Origin of the sequence: Devosia sp. UYZn731 (genome assembly GCF_040546795.1) — a bacterium.
In the GTDB taxonomy this organism is placed as follows: domain Bacteria; phylum Pseudomonadota; class Alphaproteobacteria; order Rhizobiales; family Devosiaceae; genus Devosia.
On record NZ_JBEPOL010000001.1, the window covers coordinates 150,085 to 165,711 of the forward strand.

General features: G+C 63.1%; 13 protein-coding genes. 3 read left to right on the forward strand and 10 right to left on the reverse strand.

Annotated elements, in window-relative coordinates:
- Nucleotides 1–8: 8 nt before the first annotated feature.
- From tatA to ABIB57_RS00705, 6 genes are all read right to left on the reverse strand, one after another.
- Nucleotides 9–224, reverse strand: coding sequence for a twin-arginine translocase TatA/TatE family subunit (tatA, locus tag ABIB57_RS00680; protein WP_299721865.1), 216 nt, complete (start codon nucleotides 222–224; stop codon nucleotides 9–11).
- Nucleotides 225–326: 102 nt separating this feature from the next.
- Nucleotides 327–998 carry an SMC-Scp complex subunit ScpB gene (gene scpB / locus ABIB57_RS00685; protein WP_354037939.1) on the reverse strand — a complete coding sequence of 224 codons (672 nt, stop codon included), beginning with the start codon at nucleotides 996–998 and terminating at the stop codon, nucleotides 327–329.
- A complete protein-coding gene (locus ABIB57_RS00690) occupies nucleotides 995–1,783 on the reverse strand; it encodes a segregation and condensation protein A (RefSeq protein ID WP_354037940.1) in 789 nt (262 codons plus the stop codon). Before ABIB57_RS00690 ends, scpB begins: the two co-directional genes overlap by 4 nt.
- A gap of 101 nt (nucleotides 1,784–1,884) precedes the next feature.
- Nucleotides 1,885–4,206 carry an SPOR domain-containing protein gene (locus ABIB57_RS00695; protein ID WP_354037941.1) on the reverse strand — a complete coding sequence of 774 codons (2,322 nt, stop codon included), beginning with the start codon at nucleotides 4,204–4,206 and terminating at the stop codon, nucleotides 1,885–1,887.
- A gap of 104 nt (nucleotides 4,207–4,310) precedes the next feature.
- A complete protein-coding gene (gene argS / locus ABIB57_RS00700) occupies nucleotides 4,311–6,059 on the reverse strand; it encodes an arginine--tRNA ligase (protein ID WP_354037942.1) in 1,749 nt (582 codons plus the stop codon).
- A gap of 30 nt (nucleotides 6,060–6,089) precedes the next feature.
- Complete coding sequence (locus ABIB57_RS00705) at nucleotides 6,090–7,283, reverse strand: deoxyguanosinetriphosphate triphosphohydrolase (RefSeq protein ID WP_354037943.1); 1,194 nt, start codon at nucleotides 7,281–7,283, stop codon at nucleotides 6,090–6,092.
- Nucleotides 7,284–7,369: 86 nt separating this feature from the next.
- Between ABIB57_RS00705 and erpA the strand changes: the two genes are divergently transcribed.
- Genes erpA through xth form a run of 3 tightly spaced genes read left to right on the forward strand, consistent with a single transcriptional unit; the run spans nucleotide 7,370 to nucleotide 9,717 of the window.
- On the forward strand, nucleotides 7,370–7,720 hold the full coding sequence (gene erpA, locus ABIB57_RS00710) for an iron-sulfur cluster insertion protein ErpA (RefSeq protein WP_354038728.1): 351 nt from the start codon (nucleotides 7,370–7,372) through the stop codon (nucleotides 7,718–7,720).
- Between the two features lie 59 nt (nucleotides 7,721–7,779).
- Nucleotides 7,780–8,880 (forward strand): serine hydrolase domain-containing protein, encoded by a 1,101-nt coding sequence (locus ABIB57_RS00715; protein WP_354037944.1) that lies wholly within the window; start codon nucleotides 7,780–7,782, stop codon nucleotides 8,878–8,880.
- A 57-nt stretch (nucleotides 8,881–8,937) separates the two neighbouring features.
- The gene (gene xth, locus ABIB57_RS00720; protein WP_354037945.1) at nucleotides 8,938–9,717 is read left to right on the forward strand and encodes an exodeoxyribonuclease III; all 780 of its coding nucleotides are present in this window, start codon (nucleotides 8,938–8,940) and stop codon (nucleotides 9,715–9,717) included.
- A 48-nt stretch (nucleotides 9,718–9,765) separates the two neighbouring features.
- On the opposite strand, the gene ABIB57_RS00725 is transcribed toward xth, so the two are convergent.
- The 4 genes from ABIB57_RS00725 to ABIB57_RS00740 form a co-directional block, all read right to left on the reverse strand.
- Nucleotides 9,766–10,083 (reverse strand): hypothetical protein, encoded by a 318-nt coding sequence (locus ABIB57_RS00725; protein ID WP_354037946.1) that lies wholly within the window; start codon nucleotides 10,081–10,083, stop codon nucleotides 9,766–9,768.
- 263 nt (nucleotides 10,084–10,346) lie between these two features.
- Complete coding sequence (locus ABIB57_RS00730) at nucleotides 10,347–11,264, reverse strand: tetratricopeptide repeat protein (protein ID WP_354037947.1); 918 nt, start codon at nucleotides 11,262–11,264, stop codon at nucleotides 10,347–10,349.
- 467 nt (nucleotides 11,265–11,731) lie between these two features.
- A complete protein-coding gene (locus ABIB57_RS00735; protein ID WP_354037948.1) occupies nucleotides 11,732–12,739 on the reverse strand; it encodes a CorA family divalent cation transporter in 1,008 nt (335 codons plus the stop codon).
- Nucleotides 12,740–12,746: 7 nt separating this feature from the next.
- Nucleotides 12,747–15,506, reverse strand: coding sequence for a valine--tRNA ligase (locus ABIB57_RS00740; protein WP_354037949.1), 2,760 nt, complete (start codon nucleotides 15,504–15,506; stop codon nucleotides 12,747–12,749).
- Nucleotides 15,507–15,627 lie beyond the last annotated feature (121 nt).

Consider the following 15,627-nt stretch of genomic DNA (forward strand, 5'->3'; position numbering starts at 1 on the left):
GGGCGCGCTTAAGCGTCCTTGCTGCGATCGACTTCGCGAGCATCGATATCGGCGGTCGTCGTGGTGACGCGTTCCGCCGGCTTCTCGTCGTCTTTCATGCCCTTCTGGAAGGCCTTGATGCCGGTGGCGACTTCACCCATGACGCCGGAAATCTTCCCGCGACCGAACAGCAGGATGACGACGACGGCGACGATCAGTATGCCCCAAATTCCTGGCGCGTGCATTTTTCAGGCTCCCTTGAACTTCTTCAGAACGCGATACATCGATAGTTAGGATGAGAAATAGGTTTAATCGCGCCCTAACACAAGAACGTGTTGGCAATCCGCTTAATTGCCAGCGTCGTCCTCCAAATCGGAGCCGCCGTCAAGGTCGTCCGGATCGAGCGGATCCTCGTCCTCTCGAAGCTCGCCGTCGAAGGGCAGCGGGATTTGCAGCGTGGACGGCAGGCGCCCTGACAGCAGGCCCGCGCCCTTGAGTTCCTCAAGGCCCGGCAGGTCACCCAGGCTCTCCAGCCCGAAATGATCGAGAAAGGCATCGGTGGTGCCATAGGTCACCGGGCGGCCCGGGGTACGACGGCGGCCGCGCATGCGCACCCACCCGGCCTCCATCAGCAGATCGAGCGTGCCCTTGCCCGTATCGACACCGCGCACTTCGGTAATCTCGGCCCTTGTGGCGGGCTGGTGATAGGCGATGATCGACAGCGTCTCGAGGGCCGCGCGAGACAGCGGACGGGTCTCGTGGCTTTCGCGGCGCAGCAAAAAGCCCAGATCGTCGGCGGTGCGGAACGCCCATTTGTCGCCGCGGCGCACCAGGTTGACGCCACGCGGCGCGTAGCGGCGCGAGAGTTCGGCCAGCAGCGCCTCCGCATTGGCGCCCTGCCCCAGGTATATTTTCATATCGGCCGACGCGAGCGGTTCGGCCGAAGCAAACAGCAGCGCTTCGAGAATGCGCAGATTGCGCTCGGCCACCTCGTCGTGGTCGTCGTCATTGTCGTTCACCGCGGGTCACTCTTGCTGCGGCGCATAAACAGCGGGCCAAACACCTCCGTCTGGCGCAGGTCGATCTTGCCCTGGCGCACCAGTTCGAGGCTGGAGGCGAAGCTGGATGCACGCACGGTGGCGCGCTCCTCCGGAGTGGTGAGATATTGCGCGAGGTAACTATCCATCGGCACCCAATCGAAGCTGTCGCCGATCAGGCGCTGGAGAATATCGCGCGCATCCTGCAACGACCACACCGTGCGCACGAAGGGGGAATAATCAGTCGAGATACCGCGCTCGCGATTGGTGGCGTAGGCCTTGAGCAGGTCGAACAGGCTCGCTTCCCAAATATTGTTGCGCGCGATCTCGATCTGCTCGGGAGCGCCGCGGGCAAAGACCTGCACATCGAGGCGCGGGCGATTCATCAACTGGTTGGCGGCGCGGCGCATGGCTTCTAGCCGCTTCAGACGGAATTGCAGCATGGCGGCCAGCATTTCGCCGGAGGGTTCGTCGTCGTTGGGCGCCTGGGGCACCATCAGGCGGGATTTGAGGTAGGCCAGCCAGGCGGCCATCACCAGATAATCGGCCGCAACCTCGATGCGCTGCTCACGCACGGTTTCGATGAAGGCGAGATATTGCTCGGCCAAGGCCAAAATGGAGATAGCGGCCAGATCGACCTTTTGCCGGCGGGCCAGGTCGAGCAGCAGGTCGAGCGGGCCTTCGTAGCCATCGACATCGACATACATGACGTCGTCCGCAGCCGGAGGCGCGGGAGCATCGAACCAATCGGTCGGAGCACTCGTCATGGGGAAAGGGGCCGCAGGTTAATTACCGTGCGAAGCTTGGCCGCTGGGACCGGGGGCGTCAAGCGTGGTGGGGCGGGCAAATGCCCTTGCCCCAAGGCAAATTACATGGCGACGCAATCGCCGCCGCTGGCAACGACGCTGGCGCAGAACTGCGCGGCGCTGGCCTGCGACGCGGCGGGAACGCGCACGCGGTAATAGGTGCCACGTTCGCCCAGATCAGCGCGCGTGATTTCAAGTTTTGCGCCGTTGAGCAGCGAGGCATAACGCGCCGACAGGTCGTTGGCCACCTGCTGGGCAACCTCGGGCGAGCGCTGCGAGGAGAGCTGCGCATAGGCGGCGGCGTTGCTGGTCGGCTGGGCCGGAGCGACTGCCGGCTGCTGGGTATTGGCGCTGGGGGCGGCCAGATTTTGCGTCGGAGCCGGCGTTGGCAGGCTCGCCTGCGGCGTGTCTACGACGGCAGTCACCGGACCCGTCGCCGGCGCATCACCAACCGAGGCGGGGCGAGCATAGGGAACCGGAGCGGTCTTGCCGGCGACAGGGGCGCCAGCGGGATCGACTACGGCGATTTCAGTGCCGGGCACCAGCGGCGTCACCGGCGCGGCCGCAACAGGGGCCGGGGCAGCCACCGGAGCGGGTGTCGGTTCGGTGGCATTGGCGCTGGCGAGCAGCGCCGGGCTGGCGGTTCCGGCGCCCGGAACGGCCGGCACATTAGGACGATCGACGGGCAGGATGGCGGCGCCCGCGACGCTGTCTTCGCCGCTGACAATGGAGCCGTCCGGGCGGACGGTCACGGTGCGGACCTTGCGGTTGGCCAGGCCTTCGTCGGTGACAGCGGCGGTCGGCGGAATGGCGGTGACTTCATTCACGTCGGCCTGGTCGCGCGACACCAATTGTTCCTCGGCGCCGGGGACAACGCCGTCCATTTCGTTGAACACGATGGACTGCTGCAACTGCTCGACGGGGCCCTTGGCTTCGGGGACCTGCTTGATCGGCGCAGTATCGGCGACGAGGACCGGCGCGGGGCCATCGGTGCCGCCGAGGCCGAGCACGGAATAGAGGCCGAAGCCGGCGGCCAGCAGCAATGCCACGGCGACCAACGGACCAGCGAAGGCCCGAAGCATGCCGGAGCGACGCGGCGCCCGATCCCGGCGGCGCTGCGGCTCCTCCATGGTCACGGCGGACCGATCGTCCTCGTGGTTGACCCAGCCGATCTCGGCGCCAGTCGCGGCGGCGGCGGCCATAATGGTCTCGTCGGCGCTCGATACCGCGTGGGGCACGGGCTGCGGCATGGTGGGCGTCGCCAGGCTACGCAAGGCGGGCGCGGCAGGCGGACGGGGCTGTGGCTGCTGATCGCGGTCGGTATCGAGTTCGACACGGACGGCGCGGCCAATCAGGCTTTCAATTTCGTCGATTGGATCACGGCCGGCCTCAAGGTCATTGGCGGGCGGGGCCATGGGCGGTTCGACCGGCAGCGGCGACAGGTAGCCATGCTCGGCGCGCGGCTTTGGAGCCACTGGCTCAGGCGTTGGCGCAGCAGCTAGGGGAGCCGGCGCCACTGCAGGAGGAGCGACGTTGGCAGCGGGCGGCGTCGTGCCCAGGCCGAACACCGGCGGAATACGGAACGTGTCGCTGGCGGCATTTTCAGCCTTGTGCAGCGGCGTCAGATTGACGGGCCGCAGCGCGGGACGGGTCTGGACCGGGCGATCTGACATATTGGGCGTGACCGCGGTCGGCGCCCACGACGCAACCTTGGGCGGCTCGCTGGCCTTTGCGGGTTGCGGAGCTTTTACCGTTTCGGGCGCCGCAGCCACAATCTGTTCCGGCGCAGGTTGGACCGGGGCAGGTTCGGCAGCCGCAGCCGGCGCGGCGGCCGCAGCCATGTCGCCGCGCAGCTCTGCGGCGATCAGATCGGCAATAGCATCGTGCTCATCGGCGGCCAGAAGTCCCGCCGGCGCAGGGGCAGACTCCGCCACGGCCTGCGACTGCGAGGTGGACTGCGGCGACGGCTCGTCGAAATTGAAATCGAAATGAAACGGCGCGGGCTCGTCCGCGCTGGCCGCTTCCGGCGCCGGCACGGGCTGCGGGGGCGTCGCCGCGACCGGTGCGGGACCGAAGGACGGTTCTTGGCGCGCAATCGTGGCGACCGGCTCGGCAGCGCGGCTGAAATCGAAGCGTGGGGTCAGGCCCGCGGGAGCGGGTTCAGCTGCCGGCGACGGCGCGGCGCCGGGAATGCGCACGGCGAATGGGGTCACCTGGCCTTCGGGCGAAGGGGCGGTAACCGGCGTCGGCCGCGCGGAAAAATCGGAAGCAGGCGTGGCATTCTGCGGCGGCTTAACGTCCTGGCGGTTCCCGTGAGCATCCTGAGCCATCAGCTTGGACAGCTCGGCTATCAGATCGTCCGAAGAATTCGATTCGTTGGACATCTGCTGCGGTTTGCCTGTCGTCATGTTAGCAGCGCCCTCTAAAGTTGCTGAAACGGCGCCCATTCCGGGCATTTTTCGCCAGTCATCACACTATTGCGCCCGAATTATGAAAGCTCGTCGGGCGCGGAGACACCTAATATTGTCAGACCATTGACGATGACCTGACGGACGGCGTTGACCAGGGCGAGTCGTGCCAAAGTCAGCTTTGGATCTTCGGCGTTAACAAAGCGTAACTGCACATCATCCTTGCCCTTGGCCCAGAATCCGTGAAACGCGGCTGCCAAGTCATGTACATAGAATGCAATACGATGGGGCTCATGCGCAATAGCCGCTGCGGTGACCGTTCTAGGCCAGGCAGCGAGCACCCGGATCAGGTCCAATTCAGCACTGGTAACGATGCGCTCGATCTCGGCGACCTTGAGGGCCTCGGCGGAAAAATCCAGTGCCGGCAGTTCTTTACCCGCATTGCGGAAAATCGAGAACGTCCGGGCATGGGCGTACTGGACGTAGAATACCGGATTGTCGCGGGTCTGCTCCTTCACCAAAGCAAAGTCGAAGTCCATCGAAGCATCGTTACGCCGGAACATCAGCATGAAGCGAGTCGCGTCGGCGCCGACTTCCTCGACCACGTCGGCCAGGGTGACGAGGTCGCCGGAGCGCTTGGACATCTTGAACGGCTCGCCGTTCTTCATCAGCCGCACGAGCTGGCAGATGCGCACGTCCATGTCGGCAGCATTGAGCGAAACGGCCTTGACCGCTGCCTGCAACCGCTTGACGTAGCCCGAGTGATCGGCGCCCAGCACGTTGATCATGTGCTTGAAGCCGCGCAGGAATTTGTTGCGGTGATAGGCGATGTCGGCGGCAAAGTAGGTGTATGAGCCGTCCGACTTGATCAGCGCTCGGTCGACGTCATCGCCGAAATTGGTGGCGCGGAACAGGGTCTGTTCGCGGTCTTCATAGTCACCATCGGTGTCGCCGCCCTTGGGGCGCTCCAGATGGCCCTGATAGACCATGTCCTTGGCGCGCAGCCATTCGAGCGTCAGATCGACATCGCCCCCCTGCCCGTGCAGCTGGCGCTCCGAGAAAAACACATCGTGATGGATGTTGAGCAAAGCCAGATCGGACTTGATCAGCTCTAGCATGGCCGCAATGACGCGATCCTTGACGATCGCGGTCATCTCGGGCTCCGGCATGGCCAGCAGCGTGTCGCTGAACTCGGCCTTGAGCGCCTGCCCGACCGGGATCAGGTAGTCGCCCGGATAAAAACCGGACGGAATCTCAATGGTTTCGCCCAGCGCTTCGCGGTAGCGCAGGAAGGCAGACCCGGCGAGCGTGTTGATCTGGCTGCCGGCGTCGTTGATGTAATATTCGCGCGTCACCTCATAGCCCGAATAGGCCATGAGCGAGGCCAACGTGTCGCCGAACACCGCGCCGCGGGTGTGGCCGACATGCATGGGCCCGGTCGGATTGGCCGAAACATACTCGATGTTCACGGCTTCGCCGCCGCCCAGATTAGAGCGGCCGTAGTCGGCGCCCTGCGCGGCGACGGAACGCAACACCTGGTGCCAGATGGCGTCGGCGAGGCGGAAATTGATGAAGCCGGGGCCGGCCACCTCCACAGACGTCACGTCGGCGTCATGCTTGAAATGTTCGACCAGTGCCGTGGCGACTTCGCGCGGGCTCTTGCCCAGCGGCTTGGCGACGACCATGGCGGCATTGGTGCTCAGATCGCCATGGGCGGCGTCGCGCGGCGGCTCGACCACGATGCGGGCCAGCAAGTCGGCGCCGACTTCGGGGTAGAGAACCTTGAGCGCGTTGGCGACGCGCGATGCGAACAGGGCGAAAACGTCCATGATAAACCTGACTGTGTAAGTCTGGCCGGGTTAACGGAATTCCGGGCGAGCGTCAAACAGGCGGGCATATTCGTCCAGGGCGTATGGATCTGTCATGCCGGCGATGAAGTCGGCGGCCACGCGGGCCAGTGCGTCGGGTGACGATTCGACTTGCGCGGCGATGCGCCAGCGGCCAGGCAGGTCCCGGCTGGCGATGTAGCGATCGAACAGCGCACCTACGATCGCCTCGCCCTCGCGCACCGGAACCATGACCGACGGGTGGCGATAGACGCGGTCGAACAGGAACTGCTTGAGGCCGCGTTCGGCTATTGTTGTTTCCGGAGAAAATGACACCAGCGTCCGGCCTGCATGGCGAACGTCGTCTGGGGTGACCACGTTACTGGCAGCAATATTGGCGCGAGTGGTGCTGATGACGTCCTCGATGGAGCGGGTAATCAGCCGCCGCTGGATTTCGTGCGCCTGCCGCTTGGGGGCGACATCGGGATAAAGCGCCACAACCTCGCGCACGATGGGGCCGGCCCAGGGGACATCGGCTAGATCATCGAGGACGATGAGGCCGGCACGCAGGGCATCGTCGATGTCGTGGGCGTTATAGGCGATATCGTCTGCAATAGCGGCGGTCTGGGCTTCGAGCGAGGCATAGGTGGACAACAAGAGGTCGGCGCTGGCCGGGATGTCGTCCAGGCCGCTGGGCAGGCCTTCCTGGGCATATTTGCCGAAGGGCGCGCCATCGGGCGTCAGCAGCGGGCCATTGTGCTTGAGAATGCCCTCGAGCGTTTCCCAGGTAAGATTGAGGCCATCATGCTCGGCGTAGCGATTTTCCAGTCGTGTAACGACGCGGATTGCTTGGATATTGTGATCAAAGCCGCCAAACGCCGCCATCTTGTCATGCAAGACGCGCTCGCCGGCATGGCCGAACGGCGTATGGCCGAGGTCATGCGACAGCGCGACGGCCTCGGCCAGGTCTTCGTCCAGCCCCAGCGCGCGGGCGATGGAGCGCGCCATCTGGCTGACTTCGAGCGTATGGGTCAGCCGATTGCGATAGTGGCGGCCCTCGTGTTGCAGGAAGACCTGGGTCTTGTGCTGCAGTCGGCGGAAAGCGGTGGAATGGATGATGCGGTCGCGGTCACGCTGGAATTCCGACCGGGTTGGACTCGGTCCGGTGCTGAAGAGGCGACCGCGGGATTGCTCGGGATTGCTCGCGTAAGAAGCTCTATCGTCCATATGCGATGAAGGCCCTTTCCATTCCGCGCAAGAGTTACTATTTTAGCCTGACCGTTCTGTCATTACCAAACGGCGTGGACATCCAGATGACCGAAGCTGCACTCGCACTCCCCAATGTCGTATTGACCGATCGCGCCGCCAAGCGCGTCGCCCGCATTCTCGCCAAAGAGCCCGAAGGCACGGTGTTGCGCATCTCCGTTGCCGGGGGGGGCTGCTCGGGCTTCCAGTACGAGTACAACCTGGTGCAGGAAACCCCGGCCAATGACGATATCGTGCTGGCCAAGAACGGCGCGACCGTCCTGATCGATGCGATGAGTCTGGAATTCATGGGCGGCTCGGAGATCGATTTTTCCGACGACCTGATCGGCCAGTCATTTCAGATCAAGAATCCGAATGCGGTCGCATCTTGTGGATGCGGCACGAGTTTTGCCGTTTAAAGACATTGAAATGCCGGCACTGAGGCCATAGCGTCTCCCTCCAAAAGCGGGGAGCGATCATGGGCCTTGTCGAACGCGTGGATGCAGCCATCGATGCTGCACTGGTCAACCGGATCGTTGGCTGTGTTATCCTGATCAACAAGGACGGCGAGACCGTCTATTCGCGGGCGGCCGGCTTTGCCGATCGCGAGAGCGGCACGCCGATGGCCCGCAATTCTATTTTCCGCCTGGCATCGGTGACCAAGCCGATCGTGGCGACAACGGTGCTGCGATTGATCGATCTCGGGCTGATCGGTCTCAACGACCGCGTCACGCGCTACCTGCCCTGGTTCACGCCGGCCAATCCAGATGGCAGCCTCGCCGATATCCGCATCCGTCACCTGCTGAGCCACACGTCGGGGCTCGCCTATGACCGGATGCCCACTGACGCTTCCTCAGGCACGGCGGGAATTGTCAATTCGCTCAAACAGACGCTGACCAATATCGCCCGGGAGCCGCTGGCTTTCGCGCCGGGAACCGGGTGGGACTATGGCACCAGCCTGGACGTGCTGGGTGCCGTGCTGGCGGCCATCAATGGTTCGGATGTCGAGGACGCAATCGCGGCCTATGTTACCGAGCCACTGGGCATGACCGATACGCATTTCTACGTTACCGACCCATCCCGCCTGACCTCGGCTTATGCCGATGGCAAGCCACCGGTGCGGATGGGCGAGCCTCATGTCATGCATGACGATCAAGGCAATGTGGTCGGCACGTTCTCGCCCGGCCGCATCCTCAACCCTGCGGCGGCCCAAAATGGTGGCTCGGCAATGGCAGGCACCGCTGATGACGTCATGAAACTGCTCGAGGTCTATAATAGCCAGCCGGGCCTGCTTGCCCCCGCGACAGTAGCGACGGCTTTGGCCAACCAGATCGGCGACCTGCCACGGCGGCCACACGATGCCGGCAAGCGCTTTGGATTTCTGGGCGCGGTGCTGGACGATCCCAAGGCCGCCGGCAATCCCGGCCCCAGGGGCACAGTCGATTGGGGTGGCGTCTGGGGCCATAACTGGGTGGTCGATCCGCTCAATCGCTTGACGATCGTGACCTGCACCAACACCACGTTCGAAGGCTGCAACGGCCCCTTCCGCGACGATATCCTGCGGGCCGTGTACGCCTGAGCGGTTTACGGCCTCCACGCTCATCACTAGGGTTCGGCCAGAAGAGGAATCGCTGCCATGCGTATCGCTACCTGGAATATCAACGGCATCAAGGCGCGGCTGGACGTGTTGCTGCAATGGCTGAGCGAAGAGAAGCCGGACATCGTCTGCCTGCAGGAAATCAAGACCGTCGACGAGGGCTTCCCGCGCGCCGAGATCGAGGCGCTGGGCTACAATATCGAGACCCACGGACAAAAGAGCTGGAACGGCGTCGCCATCCTGTCGCTGGTGAAGTTCGACGAGGTGACCCGCGGATTGCCCGGCGACGACGCCGATGAACAGTCCCGACTGATCGAGGGCGTGTTCTCGGTCGAAACCGGCGCGATCCGCGTGTGCAATATTTACCTGCCCAACGGCAATCCGGTCGATACCGAGAAATTTCCCTACAAACTACGCTGGATGGAGCGACTGACGGCGTTCACCGAAGGCCGCCTGGCATTGGAAGAGCCTTTCATCCTGCTCGGCGATTTCAACCTGATACCGGCGCCGATCGACGCGCATGACCCGGAAGCCTGGTGGGGAGACGCCCTCTATCGCCCGGAAAGCCTCGAACGCTTCCGCACCCTGAGTAATCTGGGCCTGACAGATGCCCTGCGTGCGACGACGGCGGGCCCGGTTTACACGTTCTGGGATTTCCAGGCTGGCGCGTGGCGCCGCAATGCCGGCATCCGCATCGACCACCTGATGCTATCGCCCCAAGCAGCCGACCGGCTGGATGGCGTGACAGTGCACAAAGATGTCCGCGGCTGGGACAAGCCCAGCGACCACGTGCCGGTCGAGGGGCAGTTTAGCTTCTAACCGAGACGGCGTGCCTCGCTTTTTCCGCGAGTGCCCGAATGCTGACCGCTAGAATCGGATCGTCGTCATCGTGAGGCCAAACCCCTTTTCGCTGCAAACATCGTATTGGACACGCAGTGGCGAGGCGTTATCCGAAAACTGCAAACGAAGATCGGCGATGCACTCGCTTCCGTTCATCTCCATTTCGTAGACGACAGTATCGCGATTTTGGCCGACGCGATGGGCCGCACCGTTATCCAAGTAGATCTTCAGAATTGCGGTACCGCCTTCGATCGGCAACTGATAGGTCGCGGCCGATGCCTGCCCGGCGCAGAGAAGCGGCACGGCCAGGGCCAGAGCTGCGACGAACTTCGTGATAGTGCTCAAAATTGTTTCTCCCCAAATGCAAGCACTTAGGCAGAGTATTTGATCGGCGTCGAGGCACAGCAAAAACTATCCGAGCGACCGGAGGGCGCCCTGCGCGCCACCACGGCGGGCGCGGTGTATACCTTCGTATCGCCACACAAGCGATTCCTCCCGCGGACTTGATCCGCGGGCCATTCCCAACAGGGCACAAGCGGCGAAAGACCCGCGGATCAAGTCCGCGGGTAGGACGGTGGTTGGGGGTAGATATCGAGGCAGTCGGGGAACTATAGCCCGCCGAACTGCGTCCCGAGCGTATCGGCCATCTTCACTGCATCGCTGCGCTGATCGGCCGTCGCGACCGACATCGCACGGTTGAGCAGTTCATCAACCCAATCAGCATCAGCAGTGCCGGCGACGCGCTTATGGGCCAGCGTCAGCCACATCAGGCCTTCGACTGGCTGCGGCTCCAGGCCCTGGATGCCGTTGAACAGCAGGTCGCCGAGCTTGGCTTGCGCCAGGGCGTGGCCCTTGCGCGCAGCAAGCGAGAACCAGCGGGCGCTCTGCAGCGGATTGATGCCGAGACCGCCCTCCTCAAGATACAGTTCCCCGACGCGATATTGCGCATCGGCATCGCCAAAATACGAGGCCGCATGTAACAGCAGAGCATGCGAGCGGTTGGCGTCGGCCTGGATACCGGCGCCCGGCAGGCCATCGCGGTAATATTCGCCGACCTTGACGAAGGACTGGGCGACGATGTCGGCCTCGATGCCCTTGGGCGCCGCGTCGGCGTGCTGGTTGGCGATCTGGGAGAAATAGCCGAAGGCCTTGGCTTGGTCTTTTTCCACGCCCTCGCCGTTTTCGTACATGGTGCCGAGCTGCCACATAGCCATGGGCTGGCCGGCATCAGCCGCATCCTCAAGCGCGCCGAGCAGGTCGTCGCGCGATACGCCGCCGCCTGCCCCATCGAGCATATTGGCCATGCCAAGGGCGGCGTCGGCCGCTGTCTGCGCATAAGCGGGTGCCATTGTGACCGACATGGTCATCATGAACAACGCCGCCGTAGCGGAAATCAGGGATTGGTCCCTAATGACCCGCATCATACTCCTTTTGCCAGCCCAAAAGCCGGCGAACTTTCCATCGAGCCTGCGCAGCTTCTGTTCGCTACGCATCGCGCCCTGCTGGGCGCGTATATCGCTCGTCATTTTTACCGAGCCCATGCCCGCCGGAATGGCAGAGAGGGTTGGCGTTAAGACATTCGTAAACCGCGTTTGTGACCGCATTTGAGCGGACCTCTTCACCGGCTCGCAATCGCGTCCGAAAGAAGCGGCCAAGCACGTTTGCCAGGGTCTCAATAGAAGGTCATTCCGTTTGTCAGCATTCCCATTCAACCTCTTGTCGTTCAATCGCAAAGAGCAATTGAACAAAGCGGCCATTTAGTTTGGATGGGCGTGACTTGCAGTGAGGATGGCCCGCTGTCGAACCAATCCCCAGATGCCACCCGCCAATCGCGTTGTCATTCTGGTTTAGGGTCAGATTGTGGCGGGAAACATCGCCAAATGATTGACGACAGACGTGTGAAAATGGAATCGCAAGGGCTGTTGCGGAATCGTCACAGAAGTTGAATGGAGGATGAACGAAATCCGTTCAAACCCAGGTCGATTTCGAAGGTCTACAGCCAGCGCTTGCCGCGCATCCACCAGACGAGGCCGAGCGCGATCAACAGCAGGCCGACGCAGACGCTCCAGAACGAGTGGTTGTTGTCGGAAAATGGAATGCCGGCCACGTTCATCCCCAGTACGCCGGTCAGCAGCGTCAGCGGCATGAACACCACGGTTACGGCGGCCAGCACCAGCATGGTCTTGTTCATCTGCTCGGCGCGCGCGTCGATGATCTGTTCGTGCACCAGTACGGCCCGTTCTGACATGGCCTGTAGCTCATCTCCGATCCGCGCCGCCCGCGCCGAGGCCTCGCGCAGGCGCAGTCGGTCGCGCGTGGTGAAGAAGCTGAGGTCCTCGATTTCGAGCGTATTGAGCATATCGCGTTGCGGCCAGACCAAGCGGCGGAAGCTGATCAGCGTACGCCGCAAGTGCGAGAGCCGATTTTGCGCCTGGGAAGAATGCTGAACGATCAACGTTTCCTCGATATCGTCCAGCTTGTCGCCCAGCATTTCGATCAGCGGTTCGAGCCGGTCGGCGGCGCGGAGGCCAAGCCGGGCCACCAGGTCCGCGGGTGATACCGGCGCGTGATGGGATTGCTCCCAGTGGGTGATCCCCAGAAATTCGGGAATATTCAGCTCCGAGGAGATGATCACCCTGCCCTTTTCGATCCACAGCGTCATCAATTGGCGGCCGATGTCGTCGGGCTCGGCGCCTGGCCGGGCAACGCGCATCACCACCATGGCGCGGTCATCGAGCACGATGCAGCGCGAGCGGGTGCTGGGCACGGTCAGCAGATCGGCATTGAACGGGCCGAGTTCGCCCTTGAGCCAGACCTTGAAGGCCGGCTCCTTAGATTTGCCGCTGACGACAATGAAGCCTCGTGCGGGCACCACCGGCTTGTCTGCCGATGGCACCTGGCGCACGACACCGCCCTTGCCATCAAAAATCAGCAGCATGGCCGCGCCGATGGTGCCGGCTACTGCCGGATCGGCCGGTGGCTCGCGCGGAATGTCGTCCATGGTGGTATTAGCTCAAACGCTTGAGGGCTTCGAGGATACGATCGCGCCGTTCTACGGCCGCTTGACGACGGGCTTTCTGTTCTTCGATCACTTCTTCGGGCGCCTTGGCGACAAACTGCTCGTTGCCTAGCTTCTTGTCGATCTGGGAGACTTCGACATTGAGCTTGTCGACTTCCTTGGAGAGGCGGGCTTTCTCGACGGCCAGGTCGATGAAATCGGCCAGCGGCAGCGCCCAGGTGGCTTCGCCGACGACGAACTGGGCTGAATTGGCCGGCGTCGTCGCCTGCGGGGTGATGTCCTCCAGCCGCGCCAGGCGGGTTATCAGGGAGGTGCCGGCGACGAGGCGAGCCAGCGTCGTCTCCGTCGCGCCGACCACCACCAGCGACAGCTTGGCGCTGGCCGGCACGTTCATTTCGCTGCGCACCGAGCGCGCATTGGAAATGACGTCGATCAGCCATGACAGCTCGGCATCGGCGTCGGCGTCTTCCAGGCCCGCCAGATCAGGCCATTGGCCCAGGATCAACAGGTTCTCGCGCGCCGGGCCGGTCTTGCCGGTTTCGGCCCATAGCTCTTCAGTGACGAAGGGCATGAAGGGGTGCAGGATCGCCAGGATCTGGTCGAGCGCCCAGGCGGCGGTGGCGCGAGTTTCGGCCTTGGCCGCCTCGTTTTCGCCCATGAAGACGGGCTTGGCGAATTCGACATACCAGTCGCAGAAGGTGCCCCAGACGAAGTCATAGGCAGCGTTGGCGGCTTCGTTGAACTTGTAGTCCTCGATGCCCTTGGTGACCGCCGCGGCACCACGCGCGGTGGCGCCGATGATCCAGCGATTGAGCGGCAGCGTGGTCGCCTTGGGATCGAAACCCGCGACGCGGAAGCACTCGTTCATTTCGAGGAACCGAGCGGCATTCCACAGCTTGGTGACGAAGTTGCGATAGCCCTCGACGCGGCTGGTCGCCAGCTTGATGTCGCGGCCCTGCGCGGCCATGGCGGCCAGGGTGAAGCGGGTGGCATCGGCGCCGTACTGGTCGATCAGTTCGAGCGGATCGATGACGTTGCCCTTGGTCTTGCTCATCTTCTGGCCCTTTTCATCGCGGACCAGGGCGTGCATGTAGACGGTGTGGAACGGCTCTTCCTCAAGGAATTCCAGCCCCATCATCATCATGCGGGCGACCCAGAAGAAGATGATGTCGAAACCGGTCACCAGCACGTCGGTGGGATAATACCGGCGCAGCTCCGCCGTCTCATCGGGCCAGCCGAGCGTCGAGAACGGCCACAGCGCGGACGAGAACCAGGTGTCGAGCACGTCGTCATCGCGCTTGAGTTCAGTCGGCGCGCCGTAATGCGCAGTTGCCTGCGCCTGCGCCTCCGCCTCGTCATAGGCGACGAAGGCATGATTGTCCGGGCCGTACCAGGCCGGGATCTGATGGCCCCACCACAGCTGGCGCGAGATGCACCAGGGCTTGATGTTCTCCAGCCAGGCGAAATAGGTGTTTTCGTATTGCTGCGGCACGAACTTGGTGCGGCCTTCGCGCACGGACGCCATTGCCGGCTGGGCCAGCACATCGGCCTTGACCCACCACTGGTCGGTCAGGAAGGGCTCGATGACGACGAGCTTGGACTTCTCGTCATGGGGCACCATGATCTTCTTGTCCTCGATGTGATCGAGGCCACGGGTCGGATTTTCCTCCGCCAGCGCCGTCAGGTCGGCGACGATAGCCTTGCGCGCGACGAAGCGATCCATGCCGCGATAGGCGGCCGGGATGAACTCGTCCAGAACGATCGAGCCGTTCGTGGTGAACACATTGATCTGCTCGAGCTTGTTGCGAACACCGACCTCGAAGTCGTTGAAATCATGCGCCGGGGTGATTTTGACCGCGCCAGTGCCCAGCGTGGGGTCTGCATAGTCATCAGCCACGATCGGAATGCGCCGGCCCACCAGCGGCAGGTCGACGAACTTGCCGACGAGGCTGGCATAGCGCTCGTCGTCGGGATGAACGGCTATGCCGCTATCGCCCAGCATGGTCTCGGGGCGCGTGGTGGCGACGATGATATAGTCGCGCGTCTCCCACTCGGTGGGCTTGCCGTCCTCGTCATGGGCGATGGGGAACTGGTAGGTCACGCCATCCGCCAGAGGGTAGCGCAGGTGCCACATGTGGCCCTTGATCTCGATGTTCTCGACTTCAAGGTCGGAAATGGCTGTTTCCAACCCCGGATGCCAGTTGACCAAGCGCTTGGCACGATAGATCAGGCCGCGCTTGTGCAGTTCGACAAACACCTTGGTGACTGCGCGGACCATCTGGTCGTCAGGCGCGCCGTTTTCACCCATGGTGAAGCGTTCACGGCTGAAATCGGCCGAGGCGCCGAGGCGCTGCAGCTGGTTGAAGATCGTGCCGCCGCTTTCGGCTTTCCACTCCCAGACGCGTTCCAGGAACTTTTCGCGGCCCATTTCGCGGCGGCCGGGAAGCTGGCGCTCCATCAACTGACGCTCGACCATCATCTGCGTGGCGATGCCGGCATGGTCCATGCCCGGCTGCCAGAGCACGTCCTTCTTGAGCATGCGGTTGAAGCGAACCAGGATGTCCTGGATGGTATTGTTGAGCGCGTGCCCGATATGCAGCGAACCGGTGACGTTGGGCGGCGGGATGACGATGGTGAAGGTCTCGGCGCCTTCGGCAGCCCCTGCCCCGGCGGCAAAGGCATTGGCCTTCAGCCAGTCGGCATAGATGCGGGACTCGACGGCGGCCGGCTCATAATTCTTTTCGATCATCACGTCACTCACAACGGCAACAACCCGCCAAGTCTGGTGACGCGGCGGGCCGGTTCAAAGGGTTGGGCAGACTTCAAGCAAATGCGCGCCGCAGGGTCAACAGCGACGCGCATGTGCTCAA